Origin of the sequence: Streptomyces spinosisporus (assembly GCF_022698145.1) — a bacterium.
GTDB lineage: Bacteria > Actinomycetota > Actinomycetes > Streptomycetales > Streptomycetaceae > Streptomyces > Streptomyces spinosisporus.
This window is the reverse complement of the sequence record NZ_JALDAX010000018.1, coordinates 1-17,363: the sequence shown is the minus strand read 5'-3', so window position 1 is coordinate 17,363 and position 17,363 is coordinate 1. Positions and strand designations below refer to the sequence as shown.

Sequence of the window (17,363 nt, the reverse complement as noted above, 5' to 3'; positions counted from 1 at the left end):
GCCCGCTGTCGCGGTTTGCGTACCGGGTCGGTTGGCGGCGACCACGAGCAACGCGAGCCGAGGAATCAGCGAGGAAGCCCTCTGCCTCAAGCAACTCCGCGACTATTGTCCGGAGTTGAGCGACACCGCGAGTCATGTCCGCGAGTTCGCCAAGATCATGGACCGGCTGGACGGTGCCCGGCGGCTGCCCGGATGGATCGGACGCGTCGAGCACGCCGAGCTTCCGGTGATCCGCAACTTCGCCTGCAACCTCCGCACCGATCTCGGAACCGTCGTCCAGGGCTGACCAGCCGCTTCAACTCGGGCGTCGTAGAGGGCCTCGGCACAGACCTCAAATCGATCAAGAGGCAGATGGCGGGCCGCGCAGGATCCTCTCTCCTGAGGAAACGCGTCCTGCTCGTCGCTGCCAGCCGGCGACTACCCAAGGCCGCCCGAGTCGAGAATCTTCTGACCAGTTCCGCCAGGGTCCTTGCTACTCAGCCGAGTACGTTGACCGGTATAACGATCTGTCATGACCATCATCGCGGCGCCGAGCGAGACCTTCTGGACGGCCTTGGGGGCGGTAGGGGCCATGCTCGCGATCCCGACCGCCCTCTTCATCGGCTGGCTCGGCTACCGGGCAGTCTGGCCACGACGCCGGATCTATTGGTCAGCGCGCGTCAGCACTGTCACGCATACTGCCGCACGCGGCGCTTTGACCATCACGCACGGAAGCACAACGCTGAGCAACCCGCATGTGGTGGAGATCGACCTCTCCAACGTCGGCAACAAGGATCTGGAACCCGCGCAATTCAATGGCCGACCCATAGAAATCACTTCCACGGCCGAAGTGATCGCTGTCCTCAACGAAACGTCACGGCCTACATCGCAGCGGGTACTGCCAGCCACCGTCGACACCAACGCCCTTAGCCTGAGCCCTGCGACACCTCTGCACCAGGGCCAGACATTGACGTACATCATGCTGGTCGACGGCTCGGACCCGCAGATTGACTTGCGGGCATCCGTGAGCAACACCTATATCAAGCGTCAGACCCGACTGACGCCCGATGAGATCGTCCGCATGTACTACACGCGCATGTCCCAGGTCGTGGGAGCCAGCGCCGGCACAGGGCTTCTCTATCTAGTCTTCCTTCTGCTCTTTAAAGCGTGACGAGGCGCGTTCGACATGCACCAGCCAGGCGATACCGGGATGTCGGTCATCGAGAGCGCAGAGTCGCGACCCCGGTCGGCTCACGGGACTCTTGCAAAGCCGAACGAATGGCCGTTGACACATCCCGATCGCCTGGTCCATGACGGTGTGCGAGATCATTGCCTCGTGGAGCTGCCTGACCTCTTGCCGAAGCTCGGCGCACCCGGTTCGTCTCGTTGGCGGGCACCCTCGATGCCGGTCCCATATAACCGATCTTCGCCCACTGTGCCCTTTTTGCGCCAGTTGATAGAGCCGCGCAGCTCATCGAGCCGCACATGGCCTCAGAAGCACATGATCACATGTGACGTCTCCGAGCACCGCGGCCCGAGCCCCGCAGTGCGGGCCAGGCTCCACGATCTCGATCAGCGCCCGGCTCGCCTGCGGCACTCTGCCGTTCGGTGATTCAGGGGTGTTCGGGCTTCTGGGCCGGTGGCACTCCGCCGCCCTGGCCGCCGCCCTTCTTGCCCCTGTCCTGGCCGTGTGGGCGGGCGGACTGTGCCGTGGCCGGATGGCTGGCGGGCCTTCAGCTCGCCGCCGTCCTGCGGGGTGGCGCCTCCCTTGTCACTGCGTCGCTGTTCGGGCTGCTGCGGATTGGACATGCGCCGGACTCCCTTCGTGTGGTCCGTGCGCGGTTCGGGTTCCCAGAGCAGCGGGGGCAAGCCGCCCCCGGCGAACGCGGCGAGGCCGTCCGGGCCATCGACAGCTGACGACTCCCAGAGTCTGCGGTCGGGCCGTTTTGATCCGTTGCAATGGCCTAAGGATGAGGGGGGTGGGGATGTCAGTCCCGGGAAGGATCTTCGACTCCACGCCTGGGGCCGCAGCTGTCCTTTGCACCCCTGTTTCGGCTCTGCGCGGTGGATGGTGCTGAGGTGTCAGACCTCGACTGCCGCGGGCGAGCCCTGTTCTGGGTCTGGTTCATCTGCGCTGCGGTAGCTGACCGGCTGGCCCTGCAATCTGTCTGATGCATCCGCTCGTCCCGCATGAGTGCCTGATCGGTGGGTCCTGCATCCATGGGTCGGCCTTCCCTCGTGCACGGCATGCGGAAGGTCCGCTTGCTTCACACCGGACTCGACGGTCTGGTCATTGTCCGGGTCGGTAGCCCCTGACGAGTTCAGCACGGATGCGGACCACGTGGTTCACGTCCGTGCCGATACGGGGCGGGAGGAGGTGCCGATGGCGGTCTGTGTCCAAGAGGGTGTGGATGCGGCTGGTGGGGCCGGTGCCCACGACACCAACTGGTTTGGGTGGTGATGTCGAACCCGACCTGAGTCACTGCCATCAGCCGGGCGACGACCGGCGTGCGCGGCCCGACCGCCTGGACGTAGCCATCAGGGCCGCCGGGCTTGCGCATGGCATCCAACAGGACGTTCAACCCGGTGCAGTCTCAGAAGTTCACCCCGCGGAAGTCGACGGCTATGCGGCGAGGACCGGTGGCCATCGCGGCATCCAGCTCGTGCCGGAGCCGGTCCGACGCCGGATAGGCCACGTCGCCCGCGACCAGCACGGCCGCCCAATCGCCCGCGCGGATGCCGAACATGCTCAGCCGATTGCCGGTTCCTGCCCCCTCGACACCACCTCACGGCCTGACGTATGCCCTCGCCTTTGTGTAAGGCGCCGCCAGCTCGCGACTATGCGCCGGAACTCGGCAGAGGTTCAGTTCCGCGACGGCAGCTCGAGCGCCACGCCCACATGATCGGTGCATAGTCCCTTGCCCGGCGCGCGTAGTACCGCAGGCTTGCCGCACAGGTAGCCGTGCACCCAGGTCCGTCGCCCGTCAGGGCGCTCCACCTCGCGCGCGACAACGCGCCGGCACGTCGTTCCGTCCATGTTCCTTCCTTTGCCGCCTCGCCACATTCGGCTGCGACGCCATTGATCGGCAATTGCGTGTGGAACGTGGACGAGGGTACTCGACGCGGTAGAGCCCTGATTACCGTGAGCACTTCCTGATAGCGCTCCGTAATGGGGATGGGCCACCCGGAGTAGACACCGTCATCCTTCGGCTGCAGGGCGCATGCCGCACCACAACCGCGCGCCCTGACTGCGCCACGTCGAAAGCAGGGGCAGACCCGCCACGGGGGGATTGAACGGCGCCGCCCCTGCATGTCGGCGCCCACGAGACCTCCCCAAAGGTCCAGGCGCCTGACCCCGTCAGGGAGTCACTTCCCCCAGCGGATCACGAGGCGGGAACGTCACTGGTAACCGCAGACGGTTGCAAGGTCAACACCCATGTGCATACGGCTACTCACTGCCGGCACGAATCGGCCACGAGCGCCGCGTATCGATGCCGAGGTCAGCGGTGCGCACCAGGGCGGTCGGGGCGTTCACAGCCCTGGTTCGCTCGCTGGTGAGTTCGTCCCGCGCGGTGAGCAGGATCTGCGCTGCCGCGCGGATCCCCTCGTCCATCCGTGGGCTGCGCAGCTGTTCTTCGTGAAGTGGAAGTACGGCTGTGGCTATGCGCCGGGCATCGATTGGGTCGGACTTGCCGATTCCGCCGCGCTCGGGGCGGCATGTTCACAGGGGTGCCCCGCAGATGTCCGCCGCCGGTTCCGGCTGGAGTCGTCCTCCGGCACCTCTGTTGGCGCCGTCGAATTCGATTTCTGGGCACGTCAACACCTGCCAACCGTCTCGAGCTGGCCCGAAGCCCTTCGGGTCGGTTTCGGCATGCTCAGTGGCGAGGGCTCAGTCGTCTGAGTCCTTGCCCTTGCCCTTGCCGTGTCCCCCTTTCCCTGCGTGGCCTTCGCCGTCTTCGGGGTCGCCCCCCGGGGGCTTCGTGGTGGAAGGAGCAGCGGAGGACGGCGGTGCTGAAGGAGTCTCACTGACATGGACCGACGCGGCATAGGACGGCACGGAAGAGGGGGGTGCCGAAGGGCTCTCGTCGCCCGAGTTCATCGATGCACCGATCGCCGCGGCCGCGGTGAACAGGACGATGCCGGCCCCGCCCAGCACGGCCCGGGACGCTGTCCTGCGGCGTCCGCGCGGCCGGGAGTGCGCCGGGGGACCATGCATACCTACCAAGGGAGCCGCATCCGGGACCGGCGGCGCGGCCATGTGGACGGGCGGAGCCGCCATGGGCGCGGTCTGGCCGACCTCCGCGGCCGAGGCCCACTCCGATGTGCCCAACCAGTGGGCCGCTTCCTCGGCGGTGGGCCGGGCCGCGGGGTCCTTGGCAAGCAACTGCAGTACGTACTCGGCGAGTTGCGGCGGTATCTCGGGGCGCAGCCGGGCCACTGGCACCGGGACGGCATCCACGTGCTGCTTGACCACGGCCAGCGAGGTCGCGCCCTGGAACGGTGGACGGCCGGTGAGGAGGTGGTACAGCACGCAGCCAAGTGAGTAGACGTCCGAAGCGGGCCGCGCGGAACGTCCGAGAGCACGCTCGGGGGCCATGTAGTCAGCGGTACCGACGACCTTTCCGGTGGCGGTCATCGTGCCGGCCGCATCGTCAGCGAAGCGGGCTATCCCAAAGTCGGTGATCTTTACGGTGCGGTCGGTGGAGATCATCACGTTGGCGGGCTTGATGTCTCGGTGCACTACCCCCTGCCGGTGCGCAGCGGACAGGCCCGCAGCAGTCTGCGCCGCGATGGCCGTCGCCTCGTCAGGAGCCAGGACACCGCGCATCGACCGCTCCTGCGCCAAGCTCCAGCCGTCGACGAACTCCATGACCAGGTACAGCCGGCCCCGGTCTGAGCCGAAGTCGTAGACGCCCACCACATGGGGATGGTTGAGGCGGCCCGCGGTCTGCGCCTCCATCCGGAAGCGTTCCGTGTCCGCCGGCTCTTCCTCCCTGAGGAGCTTGACCGCGACGGCGCGCCCAAGGATGCGGTCGGTGGCCCGCCACACCTCACCCATCGCGCCTCGCCCCAGCAGTTCCTCCAGCTGATAGCGGTCCGCCAGCAGCACCAGTACACCCACCCCAAGTCGACACGAACATGTTCACTACGAGCCCAAATGCTGGTGTTTTATGACCTTTTGGGCAGCGGCGCGGCCAGATTACCGCGCGCTCTCGGGCCGCAGCGCCGGGCCGGAAAACCTCGCGTGGCAGGCCGGTTACGGGGGTGCACCTGCCTGCCTGGCGTACGAGTACGGGCCCGGGAGGGTGTCGCGTACGTCCGGGACCCGCCGAAGCTGGTCCCGCTCATACAGCGCACCCATGCCCGGCAGCGTCACACCACTACGAGTGCAATGCCGATTACGCTGAGCCCCTTGCGGAAGTGCGCCGGCAGCCGTGCATCTACGGGCCTCTCCAGGATGCGCAGATGCACGTATCCCCGCTTGCGGCCCGTCGTGAGGGGGCTTTCGAACATATAGGGAGGGTTGCAGAAGTCGCGGCATGGCCGTTCACATCGGGCGGCCGGCTATGCCTGGCCGCTTCTGGCTATGCCCCAGTGACGAATCGCGCGTCGGCTTGCCTGAGAATGCAAGCGAGCGATCGAATTTAAGGATGGCCGACCATTGGGTCGAGTACCTCACCTGCGCCCAGGCGCAGCTTCTCCGCTGCATTCGCGAGTCGATCGCCGACCGGAGTGCAGCGCCCACACTGAAGGAGCTCGGCGCGCGGCTCGGCATGTGCAGCACCCGTCCGTGCACCGCCATTTCGGACGCATCGAGGCCGTTGGGCGCATCGCCCGCGAGCTCCCATGGCCCTGCCGAATCCGGCTCACATGACCAGCGCGCCCTGGAACGGTTCCACCTCACCGTCGCCGCTGACGGCCGCCCCGCTGCCCGGGGCTGGTGGGAAAGCGACACGACGGCTCGCGGCAAGTTCTTGTCGCGGGTGGGCCGGTGGGCCGCCCCTGGTGTGCATCAACCTCGTCGACCAGCAGGACAACGAGGTCGTGATGAGTTGGGAGGCTGAGACGGTAGGACTCAGGCCCGCTGGGCAGCGCCAGCTGGCCACACGACGTCGACGGGGTGGCCGGCGGCGCGTGCTTCCAGGACGGTGTCTGCGGCGCCGCAGCCCTTGAGGATGGGGGATCGCCGTTTTCCAGATGGCGACCAGGTGTTCGGCGCGCTGGACGAGCGTGTGGTTGGCGTCCTCGCAGGCTGAGCGGTTCGCAGTCTCCTTGGCCAGGACGAAGATTTCGTCTACGGCGTCGATGAGCCGGTCGAAGAGGGGGGTGGTCGGGCATGTCCTTGTTCTGCCGATGTCCTCGAGGGGATCACCGAGGCCAGGCGGCCGCCGAGGGCCCTTCACGATGCAAGGGTCTCGGTGGCGAGGGCATCTCGCTTGCATGAATGGCTTGGGGTCCTCGGCGCGAGGCTCGGGGATATACGGGAGCAACGATGAACTGTTGGCTGTATTCAGGCGTTTACGTGTGTGCCGGCCTCAACTGACATGTGCCGACTACTGGTGACGGCGACGACGACGCGCCGAGCGCGACCTGATGACGGACGTGTGAGTAGCAAGAGATCATCGAGCTCGATAGGTCAGGACGGCAGCGGCCATCCGTGGTCGCGCAACCTACCGACCTGGAAGCCGCGTTGCTCACAGGCGTCGAGGATGCGCGGGAGCGCGCCCAAGGCCGGCCGCCAGGCGCCCGGGGCGGACGTGCAGTCGGAGTCGTGGAGCAGGATGGTGCCGCCGCCATCCAGGTCGGCCGTGACTCTCTGGTGGATGGACTCCGGTGTGGCGCGTGCGGTCCAGTCCTCTCCCCAGCAGGTCCACAGCACGGGGGTGAGACTGAGGCGGCGGGCGGCAATATGCGCTGCGGTCGACATGACGCCGTACGGGGGACGGAAGAGGATCGGCTGGTGCCCCGTGATGTCGGCGACGATGTCGCGGGCGCGGGCGAAATCGTCGTACGTGGCGCGCAGGCCGCGCAGTAGTAGCGGACGGTGCAGCCAGCCGTGGATACCGATCTCGTGTCCCGCCGCGGCGATGTCGCGTACCAAGTCGGGCGAGCGTTGGGCCTCCCGGCCCAGCAGGAAGAAGGTCGCCCGGATCCGGCGTGCGGCGAGGAGGCCCAGAAAGCGCGGGGTGGAGAGCGGGTCGGGTCCGTCGTCGAACGTCAGGGCTACGTGGTCCCGGCGGCCCCGGCCTGCGAGTCGGGGCATCGCGCGATTGCGCAGCGGCCCGAAGGTGGAGATGGCGGGTGCGGCATGGGCGGCTGCCAGGGTGGGCAGAGCGGCCAGAGCGGCGGTGCGGAGCAGTCGTGAGGTGGTCACGAGTGGTGGTGCCCTTCGACGTGGAAGATGTGATGCGGCGGCGGGTCGTCCCGGTCGAGACTGTGCCCGATGGCGTGGATCACGCCCGAGCCCTCGTAGGCGGTGGCGATCCCCGTCCCGACGGCGCAGGCCCACACCCCGCAGGCCACGGCGGTCGTGGCGACGAGTCGGCGTGCCGCCGGGTGGTGCCGTGGTGCGGTGAACCGGGGAGATTGCGGAGGCGACACTGCGCTGTGAATGCGCCCTATCTCTGCGGCGGGTCCGCCTTCGCCCTCAGCGGTGAAGAGGGCGAAGCCAATTGCGCGTTGGCTCAGTCCCAGTGGGCCGTGGATCAGGTCGCAGAGCGCGACCTTGAGGCGGGCAGGGTCGCGGATCCAGACCGCCGCACCGGCCTCTTCCAGGGCGGCGGCGTTGGTCAGACCGTGGCCCGGTATGCACCGGTAGCTTGCGACGGGCAGACCGGTGGCGAAGGCCTCCAGGGAGCTGAGCCCACCGGCGTTCTGGACCAGCACGTCGGCGGCCTGCATCAGGGCGGGCATATCGTCCACCCAGCCAAAGGCATGTTCGATGCCGTCCGCGCGAAGTCGTTCTGCCAGCGCCTTGTTGCGGCCGCAGACGACCACGGGGACGGCGGCACCGCAGTCGCGTAGCTCCAGGGCAACCTGCCGGACCGGTCCGACCCCCCACGAGCCGGCCACGAGCAGCGCCAGCGGAGTGTTCCCCGGCAGCCCGAAGCGTGCCCGGGCCGTGTGGCGCTCCACGGCGCTGCCGGGACAGAAGCGCGGATCGACCACCGGGCCGCTCACTCGGACGTCCTGCGCTCCGGCGGCCCGGGCCTGGGCGGCGGGCACGGCGTGCGCGGCGAGGTGGACGTCGACACCGTCGGCCACCCACAGCGGATGCACGGAGAAGTCGGTGAGATACGTGAGGACGGGCACAGTCAGCCGTCCCCGAAGCCGCAGGCTACCCAGGACACGGCTGGCCCCCGGATACGTGGAGACGACCGCCCCGGTGTCGGGGTGCAGCGTGCGGAAAACGCGCTCCTCGGCGGTGCGCAGCAGGGCTCTGGCCAACGGCCCGCCACCGCCGGCGCGTTCCGTACTGCGGTAGACCCTTTGATATGCCCAAGGTGCCCGGACGAGCATGCGGTGGTAGCTGTCCCGGACGAGCTGTCCCAGGTGGACCGGCAGCAGGTCCAGCAGGTCGAACCGGTCGACGACGAAGCCGTGGGACGTGAGCCGGCGAGCGAGCTCGGCTGCGGCACCGTCGTGGCCCGCACCGATGCTCGCCGAGACGATCGCGATGCGCTTGTCCCGTGCGGTGGTCGGCACCGGCTCGGGGTGCAGGGCAGCGGCCGCCGGGACGCGCAGATGTGCCGAAGTACCGGAGTAGGTCATAGAGCTCGTTCCTCCGCGGGTGGAGTGGGCGGCCGAACTCTACAACATGTAGTAGATAAGCTCGTGCGTGATGCAGTTGGTCACTGTCGCCAAGATCCCGCTGGCTTCCTACAAGCCGTAGTTGCCCCGCCGGTAGGGTGGGGAGTAGAGCGGGAGGGCAGGTGAACGATGCGGGACCGGACGAGCAGCGAAAGCGGCCGGGCGACCGGCAGAAGGGCACGCGGGGAACTGGAGAGCGGCGTCATGGCTGCCCTGTGGGCCGCGGACGAGCCGCTGACCGCACGGCAGCTCCTGGAACGGCTGCCCGGGGACCTCGCCTACACGACGGTGCTGACGATCCTGTCGCGCTTGCACGACAAGGGCATGCTCGTACGGCAGCCCGCAGGCCGCGGATACGCCTACGCGCCGGTCCGGGACGAAGCGTCCGACACCGCCGTACGGATGCACGGGCTGCTGGACCGCGGCTCGGACCGTGAGGCGGTGCTCACTCGCTTCGTCGACGAACTCTCCCAGGAGGACGAACAGTTGCTGCACCGCCTGCTGGGTGAGCAGGACGCCGGGCGCAGCGACGGCGGGTAGCGAGCCGGTGACGATCGGCGCCTCCATCCCCCTCCTGGTCGCGTTGCTCCTCGCGGTGCTCGGCCACAGGGGGACCGGCGCCGCGGCCCGCGGCCGCGTTCTTTGGCCGTGTGCGGCACTGGTGACGGCGATCGGCAGGCTCGGCTCACTGGCCCTGCTCGCGTTCACCGGGTTCGCGCAGATCCCTGAGGTCGCGAAGGAGGCCCCTGGTCGGTAGCCGCACTTTCGCGCTGAGGACCCGCTGTCCTTGGCCGTCGCGGCCGGTCGGCGCCCTGACCCCGCCGACCGGGTTCATGCCGCCGGGTGTGGCGGCCGTACGGCAGGCCGACACGTCCTGTGGGCCCGGCGCGAAAACGACCGGGTGCCCGGGGACACGAAGCCTCGTCGTACTCGACGACGGTTCCGCAGGCGTTCGCGCTTCCCCCGCCTGCGGACGGGTCGTGGTGTCTCGCGGGATGCTGCGCTGTGTGACGCGGAGCGTGCAGCCTCCTGGCGCACGACCGAGCGCATCTCCGGGGCCGACACCTCTTCCAGGCCGCGTGGCCACTCACCGCGGCCGTCAACCTCCTGCTGCGACTGCCGGCCGAGGCGGGCCGGTTCGTGCTGGAGCGATGGCGCGAGGGAGTCGGTCAGTTCGACCACTGTGCCGCGCTTCATGTGGCCACCAGCAGCGGACGTAGCGGAGTGGCCATGATGTGTTGGGTGATGGCCTGCATTTTCCGCCGCAGCGCGGCCATCACGAGGAGCGCGACCAAAAGACCCACCGCGACCCCGGCCACCACGTCGTGGGGGTAGTGAGCGCCGACCCAGATTCGCGAGGCCGCCATCGCACAGGCGGCCACTACGGCGACCGCGCCGAGCCGGCGGGAAACGAACAGCAGGGCGACAGCCGTCGCGGCGGCGATGGCCGCGTGATTGCTGGGAAAGGACCAGTCGCCGGGCGCCGGACAGGCCTCCAGCGGAGTCACGTGCAGGCTCTGGCAGGGCCGGTCTTCACGCACCAGCAGCTTCAAGCCCGTGTTCACGCCGTAGGCCACGAATACGACGAACGGCACGGCGAGCGCCGTCATCGAGGCCGTGGCGCCCACCCGCCGGGAACGCCACCAGCCGATCACCATGAGCACGGCGAACAGCCCGAGCCCGTACGTCGACCAGGCCGACACCGCGTCGTCCAACCATGAGGGGGAGTGCCGGGCGAGGTCCACGACATCGGTGTAGGCAGGGCCGTCGATCGACGAGCCGTTGAAGGCGAGGATCATCCGCGTGCCTCCTTCGCCTTCGCGTCACGCCGCGAGCGGTACATCTCGGAGGCGAGCGGAATGAGAGACAGGGCCACGATCACGACGACCATCGGCATCAGATAGCGGTCCACGTTCGGTACGGAGAAGCCGAGCGCGTATCCCGCGAGCGTGAGACCGAGGCTCCACACCAGCCCGCCGACCACCTGCCAGACGGTGAACGTCCGTACTGGTACGGCCAGTGCACCCGCCATCGGGTTGAGCACGGTGCGCACCACCGGAACGAAGCGGGCCAGCACGATCGCCCTCGCATACCCGTAGCGCCCCAGCAACTCCTCCGCCCGTCTCGCCCCCTCGTGCAGGCGGGCCGATTGGCTGCGGGCGAGCAGGGCGCCGCCCGCCGTCCGGCCGAGGAGATATCCGCACTGAGAGCCCGCCAGTGTTCCCACCGCGGCAACGACCAACAGCGGGGCGAGCGACAGCTTCAGGCCGCGGTCGGCGGCGCCGGTGCTCAGCAGGCCGGCCGTGAATAGCAGCGAGTCGCCCGGGAGGACGAAGCCGATCAGCAGGCCCGTCTCGGCGAACAGCACCACACCCACGCCCAGCACCCCGAAAGCGGGCAGTAGTGACTGGGCATCCAGCACGTTGACAGCGACCTGCGATGACAGGTGCACGGATGTGGTCATCGTCGAGAAACCCCTTCGTCCGGACCATCGGATGCAGCCGACCGGCACCCGACAAGCGTCTACAATGCTGTAGACGGTCTACTGGACTGTAGACGATAGTGGGGTGAGGATCGTTCCATGAGCAACGCGAAGGACGAGAGACGGCCTGCGGGCGAACTCGAAGCCGCCGTCATGGCTGCCCTGTGGGCCGCCGGTGCCCCGCTCACCGCGGGACGGGTGCAGACTGAACTCGGCTCCCAACTTGCCCGGACGACGGTGACGACGATCCTGACCCGTCTGCACGAGAAAGGTGTCGTCGGCCGTGAACGGCAGGGGCGCGGCTACGTCTACTTCCCCGTGCAGGACGCTCCCGGCCTGACCGCCCGGCGCATGCACAGCGAACTCGACCGGGACACCGACCGGGAGACTGTCCTCGCGCGCTTCGTCGCCCAGCTCAGCCCCGACGACGAACAGCTCCTGCGCCAGCTGCTGGAGGGTGACGAGCAGTGACCGCTTTGCTACTGGTACCGCTCTTCCTCCCCTTCCTCGCGCCGACGCTGGCCCGCCGCACCCTCGGTCGTCTGACTCCCGTCACCGCCCTGTGGGTCCTCACGACCTCTGCTATGGCCCTGGCGAGTGCCTGTGTGGCCGCTCTCGGAGCCCTGGTACTGACCGGACTGCTCAAACTGCCCGCCTTTGCCGCACTCGGCGAACTCGTCCACCCCCTGCGCACGCCGTCGGACTTCCTCGTCGTCCCCGCGGCCATGGCGGCCACCGGAGTGCTCACCCTCAGTGTGTGGACACTCGCGCGCTCGGCCCTCGGTCAGGCCCGTGTCTTTCGCACTGCCCGCACGCAGGCCGACCGTTACCCCGCCGCAGGCGACCTCTGCGTCATCGACTCACCCCACCCCGACGCATACGCGCTGCCCGGACGGCCCCACCGCATCGTCGTCACCAGCGCCATGCTGCGCAGCCTCGGCCCCGCCGAACGCGAAGCCCTCTTCGCCCACGAACGCGCCCACAACCAGGCCGGCCACCACTACTTCCTGGCCGCCGCCGAACTCGCCGCCCACTGCCATCCAGCCCTGCGCACCATCCGGGCCACGATTCGGCTCGCCGCCGAGCGGGCAGCCGACGAGGCTGCCGCCACCGTCCTCGGCGACCGGCGCTTGATCGCCACGGCCATCGCCCGCGCCGCCCTCGCCGGCCAAGCCTCCCGATCCACCCGCCCCGACTTCGTACCCGCGGCGACGACCGGTCCCGTTCCCCAACGTGTCGCCGCCCTGCTCCAGCCCTCCGAGAGGTGCTCGCGCGCCACGCGCTTTACTGCGCTTCTCCTTGCCGCCTGCGCGGTCCTGTCGGTGGGCGCCGGGGCAACCGGCGTACTCGCCTTCCATCACCAGGTCGAAATCGCCCAGGGAGAGGAGAGCCACTGACCCGGTTCGGGCCTCGCAGCGACTGCGTCTGTTCCGCTCACCCTCCCCCGGAGCCGCTCGCCTGAATATGGTGATCTCGCTGGTGCTTGTGCCCCGACCTGGTTGGTGGTGGACGCGCTCTGGGGGCATCCGCGACGCTGTGGCGGGCACCAGCGGCAACTGACCGGGGGAGTCGGCTTGTGACCTGCGCCCTCTCAGTCGGATCCTTGCCGATCTGAACTGCTGGTGCGGTGGCCGGTGCTCGGCTGCAGAGACCCGGCTGGCTAGTGGCCGACCAAGAGCCTTCTGCCAGCCAACGCCCCGAGGGGGGTGCACACCCGCGGCCGCACCTACAGCACCCACCCCCGCTCCACCAGGCGTTTCGCCTCAGAGGGCGTTTGACGTGGGCAGATGGCCGTTTACGCCCTAGTACTGCAACGGTGTTTGTTCTGAGTGCTGGGCAGGTATCAGGGGCTGTGTCCGCGTCGTTTGTAGTGGCTGATGCGGGCCTGGTGTTGGCGTCGTCGGCGCCATGTCGACCAGTGCAGGATGTGCTCGACCGGGGTGGGACGGCGGCTGGTGAGTCGCGTGATCAGGCGTCTGACTTCGGCGAGACTGAGGTGGGTGAGCTGGGAGGATCCGTTTCTGCTTTGTCCGCATCCAGCTGGCGGGCGCGCAGGACGGTCAGACAGGCGTGGGCGGCCATGGCGAGGGTCATGTGGCGGTGTCAGCCGGGGTAGCGGCGGTCCTGGTAGTCGTCCAGGCCGCACTTCTGCTTCGCGGGCTGGAAACACTCCTCAACAGCCCATCTGCTTCCGGCGATCCGGATGAGTTCGTCCAGTGTGGTGCCGGTGGGGCAGTAGGCGATGTAGCAGGAGATCTCCTCGGGCCTGCTCACGCTGCGGCGGGCGAGAACCCAGTGCTGGCGGTCTTCGCGGTGCCAGGGTCGCACCTCGACGCGGGCCCAGTCATAGATCCTGTGTCCGTGGGCCCCCTCGCCGCAGGAGTGGCGTTTCCACTTCTGCCGGGGCAGGCCTGGAAACAGGTCATGCACGGGATGATCAAGCGCCCACCGGGTGACGACGGTGCCGTGCCTCGTGGTGGCCATGACGTGGAAGACGTCGGCCTGCTCCAGCTCGAAGCGCCAGCCTTTGCTGAAGCCGTAGGCGGCATCCGGCGTCACCCGCCCGAACGGGATCTTCTGGGCGACGGCCCGGCGGTCCATCGCCTTGGCCATGACCACCTTCGTCTCGAAGGCGACATGGTCGTCGATGCCTGCCCGCCGGCAGCGTTCCCGGTGCACGAACCGCTCATGCACCGCCTCGAGTTCACCCGCCCAGAACCTGACATCAGCAAGGTCCCCACCCATAACCACCCCAACGACCGAACTGGCCAGCAGCCACGGCAAGGACCGTTGCAGTACTAGGCTGCGGGCCATGAGCGAGATCAAGACCCCGACCCCCCGCGACGCCTTCGAGCTGCTGCTGGCCGGTAACCAGCGCTTCGTCGACGGCACTCCCGAACACCCCAACCAGGACGCCACCCGCCGCTTTGAGATCGCACCGTCCCAGCAGCCCTTCGCGGTGCTGTTCGGGTGCTCCGATTCCCGTTTGGCCGCCGAGATCATCCTTGACCGAGGCCTGGGCGACTTGTTCGTGGTGCGCACCGCGGGCCACGTCATGGGTCCGGAGGTGCTGGGCAGTATCGAGTACGGCGTGGACGTCCTGGGTTGCCCGCTCGTCGTGGTGCTCGGCCACGACTCGTGCGGCGCGGTCGGCGCCGCTTGCGCCGCGCTTGAGGACGGCATGACACCGGCCGGATACGTCCGGGATGTCGTCGAGCGGGTGACTCCCAGCGTGCTTGCTGCGCGGGCTGCCGGGCACGTCGAGCCGGATGAGATTCTTGCCGAGCACATAAGGCACACGGTCGATCTGCTGCTGGACCGCTCCCGGGTGCTCGCCGGGAAGGTCGCAGCCGGGCAGGCTGCGGTGGTGGGCCTGTGCTACCGGCTGGCCGACGGCAGTGCGCAGCTCGTCGCCTCCCGGGGCCTCGATGCGCAGGTTCCCGCCGTGTCCTGACCGCCCGGCCGTGGCTGCTCAGCGTACTTGGCGCAGTCGGACGAGCTCTGGACACGTGGTTGTGAATCCACCGGGCTCACGGCCTGATCATCCGGGGAAGGGCAACGCCCGATGGCTTACTGTGGCGACGGCGCGCCCAGCGCCGCCCCCGCGCCGCTCTGGCGAGGGGGCAGCGCTGCGAGGTGTGCCGGGATGGGCAACGGTTGTGACCGAGGAGGGGCGGCACGAGCTGTGCCCGCTTACCAGATCGCGGGGCGCGGCTCAGCCGAATCCGTCATGCACCGCCCGGCCCCTGTCCGCGGGAGCAGTAAGGGCAGGGTGAAAGTGCCGGTCATGTCACACGGTGGACCGGGGCCCTGCGGCACGGAGGAGTCGGTTGGCGATCGCCAGTCCCAGCCCCTCCTCCTTCGGCAAGGACGCGATGATGAGATCGCACCCCAGCTGGTCGAATTTGCGCAGGAATCCGTACAGCTCCCGTGCGTAGGCGGACATCGAGGCGGGAACCGTCAGCACGGCATGGGCCGTCACCGGAGCGCCGGCGAAGGAGGCGGGCACAAAGGCGCCCACCTGGTGCCCCAGCTCCTGAGCGAGTTCCGCTTCGGCGATGACCTTCTCGGGCTCGACGAGGACGACCCGCGCCCGCGGGGCGTAGTGGGACGGGTGCTGGCCCGGCACCCGAACATGGCTCGTCGAGGGCACCGCGAGCGGGAACCCCAGCACCGCTTCGAGTTCCTCGCGCGTCACACCGCCGGGCCGCAGGATGCTCGGGGCATCGCTGGTGACGTCGACGATGGTCGACTCGACGCCGACCAAGCAACGGCCGCCGTCCAGCACGAAGTCGACCCCGTCGCCGAGTTCCGCGCGGACGTCGTTCGCCGTGGTGGGACTGACCTGGCCGAAGCGGTTGGCGGACGGGGCCGTGACACCGCCACCGAAAGCCTCCAGCAGCGCGAGCGCGGCGGGGTGGTCAGGCACGCGCACGGCGACCGTCTGGAGGCCGCCGGTCGCCTCCAGCGGCACGCGGGGACCGCGCCGAAGGACCAGCGTGAGCGGCCCAGGCCAGTAGTGTTCGGCCAGCACACGGGCCGCCTGGGGAACGTCCTGGACCCAATCATCCAGATGCTCCGCACCGGCGATGTGGACGATCAGAGGGTGCGAGGGCGGACGTCCCTTGACCTGGAAGATGCGCGCGATGGCCGCGGGGTCCTCGGCGTTGGCGCCCAGTCCGTATACCGTCTCGGTCGGGAGGGCCACCAGGCCGCCGGCGCGCAGCACATCGGCCGCCTTCTCGATGTCGCTGGTTTTTACCATCACCCTCCACATCCTAGGAGCATCAAAGGCCGGCCACGGCCGTGACCGATCTCAGCGTCAACCGGGGTCTCATTGGCCGGGCCGCTCAAGATCAACTACTGGTGCATTTGACGCCTACTCGCGGCGAGACCCCGAGGAAGCCTGAGGAGGTCACGTACAAGCAGCCCGATCTCTGCCGGGTGCCGCAACGGCTGGTGAGGTAACTGGCCTCCACAATGTCAAGATCGGGCCACGATGCGCTGGGCGGTGCGCTCGGAAATGCGGCATCCGGCTGCCACATCCTGTAGCCGTGCGGCCGGATTGCGGGCGAAGGCCAGCAGGACGCGTGCGTGGTTGCTCAAGAAGGTCCACCGTTGGTTTTGGTGGCGGTCCATGCTGTGCGAGGCTCCTTCTTGTCCGATCTGCAGCGGCCGGGCTGCCGATGCCGGCTGCTGCAGCATGATGCGGGGTCGATAAGCTCGGCGAAGTCAGATGGGTCCTGGCGAGACGGTTGGGAGATGTGGTGGCTGGTCCCCTGGTGGAGGTGGCCGTCTCGGATCACTGTGTGGTGGCCCGGGTCCGCGGCGAGATGGACTACACCACCCGCCCGGCCTTGCAGGAGCGTTTCGTCGAGCTGATCACTCGCGGGTACCGGTTCATCGTGCTGGACATGTCCGGGGTGACGTTTTGCGACTCGGCCGGATTGAACGTGCTGGTGGTGGCGCGGCTGCGGGCGGATGAGCGCGGGGCGGAACTCGTCCTGGCCTGTGTGCCGCCGAATCTGGTGAGAGTCCTTTGGATGACGGGCGTCGATCAGGTGCTGCGGGTCTTTGCCACGGTCGCCGAGGCCGAGGCGGCCGCGCCCCGCACCTGAGAGCCTGCCGCCACCGCCTGTCAGGCGGCGAAGGTCATGATGGCCGGGCCGGCGGTGGCCCTCGCACGGGCGGGCTTGCGGGTGAGGTGGCGGGTCATCAAGGTGATCGCGGTCCAGATGATCAGGGCCTTCGAGTGCCGCACGAGCCGCTCGTGTCGCGGGTGTGCATGATCCACGCCACTGAGGTTTCGACGAGCCAGCGGCGGGGCAGCAGCGCGGACCCGGAGGTGTCCTCGAGACGGCTGACCGTTTTGATCGTGAGGTTCAGGTGGCGTTTGGCCCAAATCACCAGCTTGCCCGCGTAGGCACGGTCGGCCCCCACGGTCGTGATCTCTGGGTAGGTCCAGACGCAGGCGGAAATGGAGTGCCTTCGCCGCCTGCGCATCGTGCAGGTCGATCTGTGGACGAAGATTGTAGACGAGATCCTCGAACGCCTCGCCAGGGATCTGAACAAAATTCTTCACTCAGAAGAC

At 68.4% G+C, this 17,363-nt stretch carries 17 protein-coding genes and 3 pseudogenes; 9 read left to right on the top strand and 11 right to left on the bottom strand.

Going from position 1 to position 17,363, the window contains the following annotated elements; all coding sequences use genetic code 11:
- The first annotated feature begins 115 nt into the window (after positions 1–115).
- Positions 116–286, top strand: a complete 171-nt coding sequence (locus tag MQN93_RS34700) for a hypothetical protein (RefSeq protein ID WP_242712632.1) — start codon at positions 116–118, stop codon at positions 284–286.
- Between the two features lie 225 nt (positions 287–511).
- On the top strand, positions 512–1,150 hold the full coding sequence (locus MQN93_RS34695; protein WP_242712631.1) for a hypothetical protein: 639 nt from the start codon (positions 512–514) through the stop codon (positions 1,148–1,150).
- A gap of 1,423 nt (positions 1,151–2,573) precedes the next feature.
- Here the strand turns inward: MQN93_RS34695 and MQN93_RS34690 are convergent.
- From MQN93_RS34690 to MQN93_RS34680, 3 genes and pseudogenes are all read right to left on the bottom strand, one after another.
- Positions 2,574–2,726, bottom strand: a complete 153-nt coding sequence (locus tag MQN93_RS34690; RefSeq protein WP_242712630.1) for an STAS domain-containing protein — start codon at positions 2,724–2,726, stop codon at positions 2,574–2,576.
- A 728-nt stretch (positions 2,727–3,454) separates the two neighbouring features.
- A pseudogene (locus tag MQN93_RS34685) lies at positions 3,455–3,679 on the bottom strand (IS110 family transposase); the annotation flags it as partial.
- A gap of 189 nt (positions 3,680–3,868) precedes the next feature.
- On the bottom strand, positions 3,869–5,089 hold the full coding sequence (locus MQN93_RS34680) for a serine/threonine-protein kinase (protein ID WP_242712629.1): 1,221 nt from the start codon (positions 5,087–5,089) through the stop codon (positions 3,869–3,871).
- 430 nt (positions 5,090–5,519) lie between these two features.
- On the opposite strand from MQN93_RS34680, the gene MQN93_RS44435 reads away from it, so the two are divergent.
- Positions 5,520–6,044: a LexA family protein gene (locus tag MQN93_RS44435; RefSeq protein ID WP_372504511.1), complete on the top strand. Its 525-nt coding sequence runs from the start codon at positions 5,520–5,522 to the stop codon at positions 6,042–6,044.
- Positions 6,045–6,616: 572 nt separating this feature from the next.
- Here the strand turns inward: MQN93_RS44435 and MQN93_RS34675 are convergent.
- Positions 6,617–7,354: a polysaccharide deacetylase family protein gene (locus MQN93_RS34675; RefSeq protein WP_242712628.1), complete on the bottom strand. Its 738-nt coding sequence runs from the start codon at positions 7,352–7,354 to the stop codon at positions 6,617–6,619.
- On the bottom strand, positions 7,351–8,751 hold the full coding sequence (locus tag MQN93_RS34670) for an MGDG synthase family glycosyltransferase (protein WP_242712627.1): 1,401 nt from the start codon (positions 8,749–8,751) through the stop codon (positions 7,351–7,353). Before MQN93_RS34670 ends, MQN93_RS34675 begins: the two co-directional genes overlap by 4 nt.
- A 168-nt stretch (positions 8,752–8,919) precedes the next feature.
- Between MQN93_RS34670 and MQN93_RS34665 the strand changes: the two genes are divergently transcribed.
- Both MQN93_RS34665 and MQN93_RS34660 read left to right on the top strand, forming a co-directional pair.
- Positions 8,920–9,330: a BlaI/MecI/CopY family transcriptional regulator gene (locus tag MQN93_RS34665; RefSeq protein WP_242712626.1), complete on the top strand. Its 411-nt coding sequence runs from the start codon at positions 8,920–8,922 to the stop codon at positions 9,328–9,330.
- A 7-nt stretch (positions 9,331–9,337) separates the two neighbouring features.
- Positions 9,338–9,547 carry a hypothetical protein gene (locus MQN93_RS34660; protein ID WP_242712625.1) on the top strand — a complete coding sequence of 70 codons (210 nt, stop codon included), beginning with the start codon at positions 9,338–9,340 and terminating at the stop codon, positions 9,545–9,547.
- Positions 9,548–9,983: 436 nt separating this feature from the next.
- Here MQN93_RS34660 and MQN93_RS34655 read toward each other — a convergent pair whose 3' ends face one another.
- Together MQN93_RS34655 and MQN93_RS34650 are read right to left on the bottom strand one after the other, a co-directional pair.
- Complete coding sequence (locus MQN93_RS34655) at positions 9,984–10,589, bottom strand: phosphatase PAP2 family protein (protein WP_242712624.1); 606 nt, start codon at positions 10,587–10,589, stop codon at positions 9,984–9,986.
- Positions 10,586–11,254, bottom strand: a complete 669-nt coding sequence (locus MQN93_RS34650; RefSeq protein WP_242712623.1) for a DedA family protein — start codon at positions 11,252–11,254, stop codon at positions 10,586–10,588. The genes MQN93_RS34655 and MQN93_RS34650 overlap by 4 nt, the downstream gene beginning before the upstream one ends.
- Positions 11,255–11,371: 117 nt before the next feature.
- On the opposite strand from MQN93_RS34650, the gene MQN93_RS34645 reads away from it, so the two are divergent.
- Together MQN93_RS34645 and MQN93_RS34640 are read left to right on the top strand one after the other, a co-directional pair.
- Positions 11,372–11,743: a BlaI/MecI/CopY family transcriptional regulator gene (locus MQN93_RS34645; RefSeq protein WP_242712622.1), complete on the top strand. Its 372-nt coding sequence runs from the start codon at positions 11,372–11,374 to the stop codon at positions 11,741–11,743.
- Positions 11,740–12,669, top strand: coding sequence for a M48 family metalloprotease (locus tag MQN93_RS34640; RefSeq protein WP_242712621.1), 930 nt, complete (start codon positions 11,740–11,742; stop codon positions 12,667–12,669). Before MQN93_RS34645 ends, MQN93_RS34640 begins: the two co-directional genes overlap by 4 nt.
- Before the next feature lie 571 nt (positions 12,670–13,240).
- Here MQN93_RS34640 and MQN93_RS34635 read toward each other — a convergent pair.
- Positions 13,241–14,017: pseudogene (locus tag MQN93_RS34635) on the bottom strand (IS701 family transposase).
- A gap of 67 nt (positions 14,018–14,084) precedes the next feature.
- Between MQN93_RS34635 and MQN93_RS34630 the strand changes: the two are divergent.
- The gene (locus tag MQN93_RS34630) at positions 14,085–14,726 is read left to right on the top strand and encodes a carbonic anhydrase (protein WP_242712620.1); all 642 of its coding nucleotides are present in this window, start codon (positions 14,085–14,087) and stop codon (positions 14,724–14,726) included.
- A 336-nt stretch (positions 14,727–15,062) separates the two neighbouring features.
- Here MQN93_RS34630 and MQN93_RS34625 read toward each other — a convergent pair whose 3' ends face one another.
- Positions 15,063–16,037 (bottom strand): L-threonylcarbamoyladenylate synthase, encoded by a 975-nt coding sequence (locus MQN93_RS34625; protein ID WP_242712763.1) that lies wholly within the window; start codon positions 16,035–16,037, stop codon positions 15,063–15,065.
- A gap of 218 nt (positions 16,038–16,255) precedes the next feature.
- Positions 16,256–16,411, bottom strand: coding sequence for a hypothetical protein (locus tag MQN93_RS34620; protein ID WP_242712619.1), 156 nt, complete (start codon positions 16,409–16,411; stop codon positions 16,256–16,258).
- 128 nt (positions 16,412–16,539) lie between these two features.
- Here MQN93_RS34620 and MQN93_RS34615 point away from each other — a divergent pair, with 128 nt between their 5' ends.
- A complete protein-coding gene (locus tag MQN93_RS34615; protein WP_242712618.1) occupies positions 16,540–16,890 on the top strand; it encodes an STAS domain-containing protein in 351 nt (116 codons plus the stop codon).
- Between the two features lie 26 nt (positions 16,891–16,916).
- Here the strand turns inward: MQN93_RS34615 and MQN93_RS34610 are convergent.
- Positions 16,917–17,285, bottom strand: a pseudogene (locus tag MQN93_RS34610) (transposase); the annotation flags it as partial.
- Positions 17,286–17,363 lie beyond the last annotated feature (78 nt).